We start from the raw sequence: 11,577 nt of genomic DNA on the forward strand, positions 1-11,577 counted from the left end.
GCGGGGTTTCTCGATATCAAAGGAGGATTTATGCAGGCACGTTTTGTTCATCGCTGCACTCATGTTTTGGATAACGAGAAAACCGTCGAGTTCTACAAGAAGGCTCTGGGATTCCGTGTTGATCGCGTTAAGGGACCAGAGGACGGTTCTTGGACCAACACGTTTTTGGTAAACGACTGGTCTCCTTTTGAGCTGGAACTCACGTGGAACCGCGGTTGGGTGGAGCCCTACGATAACGGCGGAAAAGACACTCACATTGCGTTCCGTGTTGACGATTTTGATGCGTTCCACGCACTTCACGAGGAGATGGGCTGTATTGTTAAAGAGAACCCAAAGATGGGTCTCTACTTTATCGCAGACCCTGATGGCTGCTGGATTGAGATTCTGCCAGAGAAGTAAACATGACTGACTACGGTTTACTCGCAAAACAGATAGTCTCGCTTGCCGAGATTGACGCGCACTGGCTGCCGGTGTTGTCTAACGCCGCAGCTCTTGTGTGGGACGCGCTTGACGACATCAACTGGGCAGGGTTCTACCTGGTAGATCCTGTGACGGTGTCAGGAGCGGAGCTGGGCGCAGGTTCGGGCGCGGTCGCGGAACTGGACGCGGCCCCGGGTGTGGAGCTGGGCGCGGGTTTGGGTGTGGAGCCGGGCGCGGGTTCGGGCGTGGAGCCGGGCGCGGCCCCGGGTGCGGCTCCGAGCGACCACGAGCCGTGCGCTCCCGAGCTGCGCCTGGGACCGTTCCAGGGCAAAGTTGCTTGCGTGCGTATTCCCTTTGGTCGGGGAGTGTGTGGCGCGGCTGCGGAAACAAAGACAAGTCAACTGGTAGAGGACGTGCATCAGTTCCCGGGACATATTGCATGCGACTCTGCATCAAACTCTGAGGTGGTCGTTCCTATCGTCAAGGATAACCAGGTAGTTGGCGTGTTGGATATTGATAGTCCGAGCGTAGCGCGGTTTACCCAGGAAGACCTCGCAGGTCTTGAGCAGGTGGTAAAAGCGCTTGAGAGCTGTGTGAATTTCTCGGACTTCTGTTAAATACGACTACAGAGCTAACGTTTGGGTACACAAATCATGTACGGGCAGATTTGCTCGTGCATGATTTTTATTTATACAGCATTCGCGGAGAGGTCTGCTTATGAAGAAAATTGTATTTATCATCGGTTCTGGCCGAAAGAACTCGTTTAACAAAACATTGAGCCAGGTTGCGGCAAAGGCGCTCGAGGGCAAGGCAGAGATTAAGATTGTTGACGTTTTGGACGTCCCTCTGCTTAACCAGGATGAAGAATTCCCAGCTCCTGAAGGTGTCCAAAAAGTCAGGGACGCGGTTATGGCCGCCGATGGCGTATGGCTCTTTACTCCGGAGTACAACTACAGCATTCCCGGCACCGTTAAGAACATCTTGGACTGGCTGAGCCGTCCGCTCACCTCCGATTATGAGAAGAAGTCAGAGACTGCCATTGCTGGCAAGGTTGTTACTGCAAGCGGTGTTGGTGGCCGAAACAAGACTGCAGGATCGCTCGCCGTGGTAAAGCAGCAGTTCCTGGCTCTGCGCACTAAGCCAGTTGAGCCGTTCAATGGCTTCTCGCTTCCTGTTACTGCTTGGACTGAGGGAACTTGGGAGCCAGAGTCCGAGGTTCACGAGGCAATTGCTCAGCAAGCAGAGGATTTTCTCGCCGCACTGTAAGTTGCGCGCCCGGCGAACGCACCTGCAAGCTCGTGACCGCAAAGCGTGCCTGATTTCTGCAAAGAATCTGTAAATTCTGCCTGAAAACGTTAAAGAAACTGTGGATTTGCCTGATTTCATCAAAGAGTCTGTGTCTCAAATACAGATTCTTTGCACTTTTCAGGCTCGCGGCGCACCTGGCGAGAAACCCACGCACTCGAAAGCCCAGCGTGCGCGCACTCACAAAAAGAGCCCGGATGCCGCGCAATAGCATCCGGGCTTTGGTGTGTCTAGACGGAGGAGAGGGCCGTTGCTAGACAAGATGTGTATCGTACCTTGTTCGTGTACTGCGTTTATTCCCGCCACACGGGTTGTTTACACGAGCTTTACTTACCAACAAACTCCGAGATGGTCTTGTACAGATCGCTTGCCTGGAAGTCCTTGATAACCTTGGAATCTTTCCTCTGGTCGCAGACCTCAAGCAATGCCTTCAGGGAAGCCTTATCGGGGTCAGTCTGATAATCTGCCTCGGCCTGAATGAGCTTGTACTTGGCAATGACCATGTCCATGAGCTTGGCGTTGTTGCCCTCAGCGTTTGCGTCGTCAAGGCCATCAAATGCCAGCGTAGAAACAACTCCGTAGCCGCCGGTCAGGAAGTGGTTGCCCACAAAGTCGTTAGGATTGACCTTGTTGTCAATGACAGGCGAGTTCTTGGTATTAGTGAGCAGCACCAAGCTGGTGTTGTTGTAGACGTCAATGACAGTAAGCGTGCCGGTCCAGCCGGTGTGACCAACGGTTGCAGCGTTTGCAATTGGCGAGAAGGCCCACTGGTAGCCAATGTGACCCTTACGCCTCCAGCCCAGGCCGTAGGTGACGCTGGTGTCCTTTGGCTTGATGAACTGGTCGTGAACGTCCTCGCTGAAGAGCATGGTGTTGCCGTAACCACCACGGTTCATAACGGTCTGGACAAGTACAGCCAGGTCGGAAGCGTTGGCAAATAGACCAGCGTGACCAGAGATACCACCCATGGCGTAATAGGCCTTCTCGTCATGAACGGTACCCTGAATGGTGTCGGTACGCATGTTGTCAAAGGTAATCAGGCCGTCGCGAGTGTTGCCGTTAAGCTCGGTAGCTGCGATTCCGTCAGCCTTGAAGCCGTTGTCCAGTGGGTTGAACGTGACGTTCTTGAGTCCCAGTGGCTCGTAGAGAGCTTCCTTAACGTACTGGTCAAGGCGCTTATTGGTGATCTTCTCGATGATAAAACCAAGGAGCATGTAGTCTACGTCGGAATAGGCAGTCTTGGTACCTGGGACGTACTGCAGAGGAGTCTCAATGATCTTCTGCAGAATCTCGTCGCGATTCTGAGAGTACAGCTTCTGGTTTGCGTCTGGCTGAGGATCGTCAGGCTTCTCTGGGTTGTAGTTGCGGTTGTGGTACTGAGGATCTGGTGGGAATCCAGCCTGGTGCTCAAGAATCTCACGAACGGTAAGGTCATTCTTGCCCAGGATCTTATCGCCCTCCTGGTCCTTGAAGTCTGGAATGTACTCCTGAACCTTCTTGGAAACGTCCAGCTGACCGTCGGTAACCAGCTTCTCAATTGCCAGGTTAGTGGCATACATCTTTGTGTTAGAAGCCAGGTCGTAGAGGGTGTTGTCGTCAACAGCCTTGCCGTCTTTGATGCGAGAGCCGTCCTTGTTGTAAGAATTGACGTTGCCGTAGTTAGTCTTCTTGATAATCTTGCCGTACCTGGTAACAACCAGCTGAGCAGAGGTAAAGCCGTTGGCAATCTCTGCGTTGATAATCTGGTCAATCAGCTTGAAGTTGTCGTTGTCAGCGTAATCCTTGGTGCCGTCAATAAGGGTTGGGTAGCCAATCTTGACCTCAAAGGTTGCCTGAGTCTCTTTAACGGTGCTGACCTGCAGGCGGTTATCGCCGTTGACGGTTACGTCAGAGATGTCAATCTGGTTCCAGGAAGAGCCGTCAAGCTTGTCGGTTGGAACCTGGTGACCGTTTACAAAGAGCGCAAAGCTCTGAGGCTCGGAGCTCTTTACATAGACGGTGCCCTGACCAGCAAAGCAAACAAAGCTGTTGAGCTGGTTGGTAACAAGAGAGTCGTCAAATGCCTCGTTGTCGTTGAGAACAGGGAAGACCTTCTCGTACTGGAAGGTTCCGTCTACGGAGTCAACTTTCTTTGCGGTTCCCTTAGCAGCAGTTGCGCCACCCTTTGTCTGGCAGGCGGTAAGGCCAAGACCTGCTAGAGCGGCTAGACCAAGAGCACTTCTGCTGAGGAATTGCCTTCTGGTCTGTCCAGCAGGGGAGCCTGCGTTAGATGAGTGCTCAGAGTGAGCGTTTTGATTCTGGTGCAAATCTTCGTTGGTGCGCATATCGTCTCCTTCGGTTTTGCCTTAGGTGAAACACCTGGTATCTCAATTGGCTGAGATAATTTGCGCTTATGATGACGTGCGTTTCATCAAAATTGCAGCTAGTTTGCTCAAGATGAAATAATGGGTACGTTAACGTACTGCGAGTGGTATCAAAAAAGCTGTCAATGGTATCTAAATTTGAATTTTTTAGGCAAAGATGAAATATTTTAATCAGGTTTTACGTGGTCAAATGTCTAATAGGTAGTAAAAGTTTTTATGAAGTGATAGTAACGTACCCAAATCAAGGCTCAGTTTTTGCGACAATTGTCCCCGCATTATGCTGGGAAAACATGAGTAGTCGCGCATGCAACGCACAGGGAGCGCGCTTACACTTGCGCATGCAATACTACCGTTTACGGCACTGCCTACTTTACAGATGAAATTTTTATGGCATCGTGAAACAATATAGTCAAACGTTTTAGTCAACTGGACGGCCGGAGGTGATTGCGTGAGAGGTGTTCGTCTACGTCTGGAAGAGTATCGCAAGAATGCTAGTTCAGCTGAACGCGATATTGTCGACTATATTCTGTCTGATCCAGAGGCAGCAGTTGGTCAATCAATCCATAAACTAGCAGCTCAAACGTATACATCTGCATCAACGGTTGTCAGGCTTTGCAAGAAGCTTGGCTGCGGTGGCTATAAAGAGTTCCAGCAGGCGCTCATTTACGAGCTGGCAGTAAGTAACAAAAGCAACGATATTGCTGTCGGCGGCGTTATCGCAGGTGACACCACTGATGTGATCATCGAAAAAGTTACGGCAAAGAACATTTCTTCGCTGGAGCTTACCAGGCAATTGCTTGACGCTCAGGTTGTTGACTCAGTTGTTTCACTCATGATGCAAGCTCATTCCATCTGCCTCTTTGGCATGGGAGCTTCGCTTCTGGTTGCAAGAGATCTGCAGCTCAAACTCATGCGCCTCAACATTACCTGCAACTTGAGCGACGATTACCACTCTCAGATGCTCTACGCCAAAAACATGGGGCGAGAAGATCTTGCCATTGTGATCAGCTACTCGGGCCTCACGCGAGAAGCCATTGAGTGTGCCTGGATTGCAAAAGCAAATGGCGCCAAGGTGGTTGCCATTACCCGCGGTGGCATTGATTCGGAATTGATTCACCGCTCCGATTACGTTTTGGGCGTTGCAGAAACAGAGCACATCATGAGAAGTGGCGCCATGTCTTCAAGAATTGCCCAGCTCAACGTTGTAGATGCGCTCTTTGCAGCCTATGTAAATAGAAATTACGAGAAGAGCGTTAAGCGTTTCTCGACAAACTATATTGGCAAGTTAGATTCAGCCGAGCGTGTCAATACGCTTTCTTCTGACCAAGATTTGCCTGGTACAGCCAACGATGTTATTGCGTAAAAATCACAACACAGAAGGTGAAAACGTGATTGATTTAACAAAACTTGTCACCGAGACAAGAAACCCCAACACCATGGACCTGGATCAGATGACCCCGCTTGAGCTGGTTAGCGTTATGAATCAAGAAGACCTCAACGTGGTAGCTGGCGTCAAAGAGGTTCTTCCGCAGGTAGCACAGGCAGTTGAGTGGGCAGTTTCCTCGCTAGAAGCTGGCGGCAGAATCGTCTATTTTGGCGCTGGAACCTCAGGCCGTCTGGGTGTTTTAGACGCGGTTGAGTGTCCGCCTACTTTTGGCGTTTCTCCTGACGTGGTTGTTGGTCTTATCGCCGGTGGCGAGAAGGCCTTTGTACGTGCAGTTGAAGGCGCGGAAGATTCTCTTGAGCTTTGCGAAGAAGAGTTCAAGAAGATTGGCCTGAACAAGAACGACATTGCTATTGGAATTGCAGCTAGTGGTCGCACACCTTACGTTATTGGCGGACTGCGCTATGCTCGTTCTCTGGGCTGCAAGACTGTTGCTATTGCCTGCAATAAGGGTTCTGAAGTGGGCAAAGAGGCAGAGCTTGCTATTGAGCCTTCCTGTGGCCCTGAGGTTCTTACAGGTTCCACACGCCTTAAGTCTGGTACCGCTCAGAAGATGATTCTGAACATGATTTCAACCGGTTCTATGGTTGGCGTGGGCAAGGCATATCAGAATCTTATGGTTGACGTGCAGCAGACCAACAAGAAGCTGGTAGTTCGTGCACAGAACATTACCATGGCAGCAACTGGTTGCACCCGCGAAGAGGCAGCTCAGGCGCTTGAGCAGGCTGACGGTAACGCAAAGCTTGCTATTGTTATGCTGCTGACTCAGATGCCTGTTGACGAGGCTAAAGCTAAGCTTGAGGCAGCTCATGGTCATGTCAGAGGTGCACTGCAGTAACCGCAGTTGTAACAAATGACACACGCGTGAGCATTTTGTTTCAACTGCATCGGTCAGTGGTATCAGCATGACGCTTAAGCGTACGGTAAGTTTTGAAAAACGCTCAATTTACCTGCAGTAACGAGGCGTTCAAATTAGGTCAAAACATGAAACAATGAACCACAGGTATGGATTGTTGTACCGATAAGTTCATTTTTTATGTATTCTTGATAGGTATTTGTTGCAACATCGCAACGAGAGAAAGAAGGAAAGTATGGATTACACCAAGCTTTCAGAACAGATTCTTGCTGCCGTCGGTGGCAAAGAAAATGTTCAGAGCAACATGGTCTGCATGACCAGGCTCCGCATTAAGACCGCAGATCCTTCAAAGGTTGACTCCGAGGACATCAAGGCTATCGACGGTGTCATGGGTCTGGTCGAGGATGCAGAGTACCTTGAGGTTGTTCTTGGTCCTGGCGTTGTCAACAAGGTTATTGTTGAGTTCTCCAAGCTTACCGGCGTTGCTGCTGGTGACGCATCTGAGGACGACGTTGTTTCCGCAGCTAAGGACAACAAGGCAGCTCAGAAGGCTAAGTACGAGAACAAGCCTGTTCAGCGCTTCCTCAAGAAGATTGCTAACATCTTTGTTCCACTGCTTCCTGGCATCATTTCTGCAGGTCTGATCAACGGTATCATCAACGTTATCAACTTCTCCACTGGTAAGGCTTTTGCTAACGAGTGGTGGTTCGCAGCTATCTGGACCATGGGTTGGGCGCTTTTCGCTTACCTGCCAGTTCTTGCTGGCGAGAACGCTGCCAAGGAGTTTGGCGGTTCTCGCGTTCTTGGTGCTATGGCTGGTGCACTTTCCATTGCTAACGCTGGTATGCCTCTTCTTGCTTCCAAGACTGTTGACGGCGTTGCAACTCGTCTGGTTCACCTTCCATTCAGCCTTCCAACTGTTGCTTTCAAGGAGGGCGCATTTATCGTCGCTTCCTCTGACCTGTTCAACGCAGCAGCAGGCGGCATGATTGGTGCAATCATCTGCGCAATCTTCTTCGCATTCCTGGAGAAGAACCTGCACAAGGTTATGCCAAGCGTTCTTGACACCTTCCTGACTCCACTTTGCACCGTCATCATCGGTGTTATTGGTTCTGTCCTGATTCTTCAGCCTGCAGGCGCATGGCTCACCCAGGCAATCTTCTTTGTCCTTCAGTTCTTCTATGACAAGCTTGGCGTCTTTGGTGCTTACCTGCTTGGTTCTACCTTCTTACCACTGGTTTCCGTTGGTCTTCACCAGGCACTTACCCCAATCCACGTTATGCTTAACAACCCAGAGGGCCCAACTCAGGGCATCAACTACCTGCTTCCTCTGCTGATGATGGCAGGCGGCGGCCAGGTTGGTGCTGGTCTTGCAATCCTCTTCAAGACCAAGAACAAGCGCGTCAAGAAGTACCTGACCGAGTCCATCCCAGTTGGTATGCTCGGCATCGGCGAGCCTCTTATGTACGCAGTTACCCTGCCTCTTGGTAAGCCATTCATCACCGCATGCCTTGGCTCCGGTATTGGCTCCGTAATTGCTTACCTCTTCCACCTTGGTACCGTTTCCCAGGGCGTCTCCGGCCTCTTTGGTCTGCTGATTGTCCAGCCTGGTAACCAGGTCTTCTACCTGCTTGCAATGCTTCTTGCTTACGCTGCAGGCTTTGCACTTACTTGGTTCTTCGGCGTTGACGAGGATCGTATTAACGACGTCTTCGGCGAGTAAAAACCACACGTTTTAGAAACGTTTATCCCTCTTCTTAGGTATCCTAGGAAGAGGGATTTTTCTTCTCGCCCGGCACCCGACCGGCTGCCCGTCGGTTTTCTCGCCTGACGAGAAACCCGTCTTTTAGAAAGCGTTTTGCAATTGCTTGGAGGATTTATGCGCACCGGAATTTCACTGTATTTTGCCAGTGGATATGAGGCTAATGCTGAGGTTGTGGCAAAAGCACAGGCAGCCGGATGCCACTACGCCTTTACGTCTTTACAGATTCCCGAGGAAGAGGGGATTGATTATCGCACTGAGGCTCGCCGACTTTTAGAGCTGTGCAAAAAGGCTGAGATCAACCTCATTGCCGATGTTTCTCCTGCTACTCTTTCTAAACTTGGCGTTCAGAAGTTTGACGAGCTTGCGGAGCTGGGCATTACGTATGTGCGTCTTGACTTTGGGTTTGATGCGACGGAGACCGTAGAGCTCTCTCGCAAGTTCCACGTGGTCTTTAACGCTTCGACCATTACCAAGGACGACATTTCCGCATGGCAAGCGGCTGGTGCCGACTTCACTCGTTTTGCTGCCTGCCACAATTACTATCCCAAGAGTTACACGGGCCTTTCGCTGGAGCGCGTCGCACAGATTAACGCACGCCTTTCGGCGCTTGGATTCCAGATTTTCTCGTTTGTTCCTGGCGAGATTTTCCGCGGTCCTCTCTACGAGGGACTGCCAACTGTCGAGGAACATCGTGGACTTTCTGGTGATGCGCTTATTCAGGCAATGCTTTCGCTTTACGACGCTGACTCTGACGTGGTGCTTATTGGCGACCCAGATGTTACTGAGGCTACGTGGAAGCGCATCGGCCAGCTTGAGCAAAACTGCATTGAGCTAAAGACGGAACTCAAGCCTGATTTTGAGTATCTGTACGATAGACTTCAGACCGATCGACCTGATTCCAGCTCGTACATTATCCGCTCGCAGGAGTCCAGGCTGTGGAAAGACGCTCCCGTTTACGACGCAAAGCCTTCTACCTGGGAAACTGTTGCTACTGGCGCCATCTTGGTGAGTAGCAAGGCGTATGGCCGTTATGCGGGCGAGCTTTCGATTGCTCGAGGTCTTTTGGAGCTTGATGCTCGCGACAACGTTGCAGGTAGTGTCTGCGAAGAAGATCGCGCATTCTTGCCGTACATTCACTCCGGCCGAGGCTTTAGGTTTATCCGCAGGTAGCCAGCGGTTTTCTTGCTGGCTGATCACGCGAGCGCACCATACGCGTCGTAGTTACGCGGCGTGTTTGGTGCGCCGGATCTCGGGGGGGGTGTACAGGGTGTGCGAGGCGCTAGAAAACGTACGAAGTCACCTTGCGTGCATAAAGACCGCCTAATATGCACAAAAACTAATCAAGAAATTGATATGTCATTCAGAGGGTGCTGTTTTGGGTAAAAAACCCGTTTAGTTGGGGATAATTTTTTAGTTTTGTCATTTTGGCATTTGCGTTTGAGCAGTTCAGAAATAATGTGAATGTGTACGAAAAATTCGTCCAATAAAAAGCGCTGGTAAATCGCTTGCATAGAAATTAGCCAATCCTGTATTTTCCAACTAAACGCATTTTTTACCACTTCGCACCGAAATAAACTATTTTTGAATCAGAATAAGCTACTTCGCGCCACAAAAGACCAGTTGGCGACAAAATGGTGTGCGATCAAGCTGTGTGTGACCGAGTTTCGCATGAGCAATAAGCTCTTACAAAGCAAAGACTTTCTCTCTCAGCAAAGAATTGCCTGCTAACAAACTGCCTCCCATTTCCTCGGTGTCGGGAAATAGGAGGCAGCTCAAAAGTCAGTGTAATAGCTCTTTACAGCTTGACGATAACATCCTCAGCTGGCTGGCGACGCTTCTGGACAGGATCCATATCGCGATAGCCCAGGCTAAGCATGCAGGAAACGCCAAAGTCGTTGTACTGGCCGCCGTCGAGAAGACCTTCTTCTTCCAAAATCTTATCGACAGCCTCACGGTTGAAGCCCTCGATTGGGCAGCTATCAACACCAATCATAGCGGCCATAGTGAGCATGTTTGAAAGCGCAATGTAGGTCTGCTTGCAAGCCCAATCAAAGGTTGCGCGCTCATTGCCTACCAGGTCAAACATGTTCTCCTGGAAGTTCTTGAAGGCTGCAGCGTAAGTTGGCTCAAAGTCTGCAGGAAGCTGCTTGATGTCGTGCATCATGTGCTTGACGTAAGCAGACTCTGCGTTGACGTTCTTGCGAGCAAGAAGAATAACCAGGTAATGAGCACCGTTAAGGGACGCGCGAGCACCATAGCATGGCTCATAAAGTTTCTCTTTAAGGCGAAGTGACTGCTCAGAAGCCTGATCCTCTCGTAAATTAACAACCAGGAAGCGCCAAGGCTCCAAACCGTAGGAACTTGGTGCCAGACGACCAGCCTCAAGGATTACCTCAAGGTCCTCGTTAGAGACGTTTTTGGTTGGATCGAACTTCTTGGTTGCAAGTCTCCACTGGTAGGATGAGAGAACTTTGTTTGCAACGTACTGTGCGGAACAGGCCATGTGAGGTCCTTTCTTGTTAGAGGTGTGGCGCTGAGCTGGTTGCGCTGAGCTAAGAGGCGCGCTGGGTGCGCTGAGCTGGGAGTGTCATCCAGGAATGCGCCGCTCGGGAACATAACGTTTGTAAGCTGGGGCGCTACGCGTGGAAGGCTACTCAGAAACGATAAAACGACCAGGCTGTCCAAGTTCCCACGTGCCCTTGAGGTCAGCGGCAAGCTCAAAGTGCAGCTTGGAGATACCCAGGTCATAGTCTTGGATGAGGTGGCGCTGGTTAGGCATAGACGCGCTTACCACACCATCTGTCAGGTCAAATACAACTGGCAGCTTGTTGATGGCGGTTGGGCATGCCAAAACCGCATCAATGCCGCGGTTAAACCACTCGGGCATCTGCTTCGGCTCAGTTGGAGTACCGTTTGCCGTCATAATCTGCGCGGGCTTTTTGGTACGCAGACGAATTGCGGTACGAATGCCCTCCTGCTTGAGCGGAATCTTCTCCGGAGCGTATCCGATAGAAATAATAATGCCCAGCTTAAGGCCGTTGTACTCGTCGCGAGCCAGGGTCTTCCAGTCCATGGTCTCAGCAATCCAGCATGAACCAATGCCCAGCTGGGTGGCGAGAAGTACGATCTTCTCGCCATAGTAGCCGATGAGTTCACGGGCAATTGCGTCTTCACAATAACCTGCTACGTAGTGGTAAATGGGACCGACAATAGACCTGTTCTTCATGTGAACGGAAGTGCCATCCTCGAGGTGAGGACCCTCGATGGTAAGGATTGCGGGGTGATCAGGTGCTACCTCTGCCATCTGGGCGTTTGCGACGTCAATGGCCTCCTGGAGCTGAGAAAGTTTCTCTTGCTCAATAGGCTTTTGGTCGTACGCGCGCAGAGATATGCGCTGGTCCATAGCTTCTTTTACGTCCATCGT

10 protein-coding genes are annotated in these 11,577 nt (G+C 50.9%); 7 read left to right on the forward strand and 3 right to left on the reverse strand.

The features are described 5' to 3' along the window. Positions 1 to 30: 30 nt before the first annotated feature. From HMPREF1492_RS03050 to HMPREF1492_RS03060, 3 genes are all read left to right on the forward strand, one after another. Entirely contained in the window at positions 31 to 399 is a 369-nt protein-coding gene (locus HMPREF1492_RS03050; RefSeq protein WP_012809288.1) for a VOC family protein, read from the forward strand. 2 nt (positions 400 to 401) lie between these two features. Next, positions 402 to 1,037, forward strand: a complete 636-nt coding sequence (gene msrC / locus HMPREF1492_RS07875; protein WP_035435788.1) for a free L-methionine (R)-S-oxide reductase MsrC — start codon at positions 402 to 404, stop codon at positions 1,035 to 1,037. A 100-nt stretch (positions 1,038 to 1,137) separates the two neighbouring features. After that, on the forward strand, positions 1,138 to 1,686 hold the full coding sequence (locus HMPREF1492_RS03060; protein ID WP_035435790.1) for an NADPH-dependent FMN reductase: 549 nt from the start codon (positions 1,138 to 1,140) through the stop codon (positions 1,684 to 1,686). Between the two features lie 365 nt (positions 1,687 to 2,051). Here HMPREF1492_RS03060 and pbp4b read toward each other — a convergent pair whose 3' ends face one another. Next, on the reverse strand, positions 2,052 to 4,049 hold the full coding sequence (gene pbp4b, locus HMPREF1492_RS03065; protein ID WP_035435792.1) for a penicillin binding protein PBP4B: 1,998 nt from the start codon (positions 4,047 to 4,049) through the stop codon (positions 2,052 to 2,054). A gap of 487 nt (positions 4,050 to 4,536) precedes the next feature. Here pbp4b and HMPREF1492_RS03070 point away from each other — a divergent pair, with 487 nt between their 5' ends. The 4 genes from HMPREF1492_RS03070 to HMPREF1492_RS03085 all read left to right on the forward strand — a co-directional run bounded on the left by HMPREF1492_RS03070 (position 4,537) and on the right by HMPREF1492_RS03085 (position 9,323). Next, positions 4,537 to 5,451: a MurR/RpiR family transcriptional regulator gene (locus HMPREF1492_RS03070; protein WP_035435795.1), complete on the forward strand. Its 915-nt coding sequence runs from the start codon at positions 4,537 to 4,539 to the stop codon at positions 5,449 to 5,451. Positions 5,452 to 5,476: 25 nt separating this feature from the next. Beyond that, on the forward strand, positions 5,477 to 6,370 hold the full coding sequence (murQ, locus tag HMPREF1492_RS03075; protein ID WP_035435798.1) for an N-acetylmuramic acid 6-phosphate etherase: 894 nt from the start codon (positions 5,477 to 5,479) through the stop codon (positions 6,368 to 6,370). Between the two features lie 253 nt (positions 6,371 to 6,623). Next, positions 6,624 to 8,111 carry a PTS transporter subunit EIIC gene (locus tag HMPREF1492_RS03080; RefSeq protein WP_035435801.1) on the forward strand — a complete coding sequence of 496 codons (1,488 nt, stop codon included), beginning with the start codon at positions 6,624 to 6,626 and terminating at the stop codon, positions 8,109 to 8,111. Positions 8,112 to 8,267: 156 nt separating this feature from the next. Next, positions 8,268 to 9,323 carry a MupG family TIM beta-alpha barrel fold protein gene (locus HMPREF1492_RS03085; RefSeq protein WP_035435804.1) on the forward strand — a complete coding sequence of 352 codons (1,056 nt, stop codon included), beginning with the start codon at positions 8,268 to 8,270 and terminating at the stop codon, positions 9,321 to 9,323. 625 nt (positions 9,324 to 9,948) lie between these two features. On the opposite strand, the gene HMPREF1492_RS03090 is transcribed toward HMPREF1492_RS03085, so the two are convergent. After that, the gene (locus tag HMPREF1492_RS03090) at positions 9,949 to 10,656 is read right to left on the reverse strand and encodes an NAD(P)H-dependent oxidoreductase (RefSeq protein ID WP_035435806.1); all 708 of its coding nucleotides are present in this window, start codon (positions 10,654 to 10,656) and stop codon (positions 9,949 to 9,951) included. Positions 10,657 to 10,803: 147 nt separating this feature from the next. Next, positions 10,804 to 11,574, reverse strand: coding sequence for a nitroreductase family protein (locus HMPREF1492_RS03095; protein WP_035435810.1), 771 nt, complete (start codon positions 11,572 to 11,574; stop codon positions 10,804 to 10,806). Positions 11,575 to 11,577: the final 3 nt, after the last annotated feature.

It is taken from the genome of Atopobium sp. BS2 (assembly GCF_000565075.1).
In the GTDB taxonomy this organism is placed as follows: domain Bacteria; phylum Actinomycetota; class Coriobacteriia; order Coriobacteriales; family Atopobiaceae; genus Lancefieldella.

Excerpts from the sequence above, each read along its gene's own strand:
- HMPREF1492_RS03050 (WP_012809288.1), top strand. The coding sequence starts at position 31 with ATGCAGGCACGTTTTGTTCATCGCTGCACTCATGTTTTGGATAACGAG.
- msrC (WP_035435788.1), top strand. The coding sequence starts at position 402 with ATGACTGACTACGGTTTACTCGCAAAACAGATAGTCTCGCTTGCCGAG.
- HMPREF1492_RS03060 (WP_035435790.1), top strand. The coding sequence starts at position 1,138 with ATGAAGAAAATTGTATTTATCATCGGTTCTGGCCGAAAGAACTCGTTT.
- pbp4b (WP_035435792.1), bottom strand. The coding sequence starts at position 4,049 with ATGCGCACCAACGAAGATTTGCACCAGAATCAAAACGCTCACTCTGAG.
- HMPREF1492_RS03080 (WP_035435801.1), top strand. The coding sequence starts at position 6,624 with ATGGATTACACCAAGCTTTCAGAACAGATTCTTGCTGCCGTCGGTGGC.
- HMPREF1492_RS03085 (WP_035435804.1), top strand. The coding sequence starts at position 8,268 with ATGCGCACCGGAATTTCACTGTATTTTGCCAGTGGATATGAGGCTAAT.
- HMPREF1492_RS03090 (WP_035435806.1), bottom strand. The coding sequence starts at position 10,656 with ATGGCCTGTTCCGCACAGTACGTTGCAAACAAAGTTCTCTCATCCTAC.
- HMPREF1492_RS03095 (WP_035435810.1), bottom strand. The coding sequence starts at position 11,574 with ATGGACGTAAAAGAAGCTATGGACCAGCGCATATCTCTGCGCGCGTAC.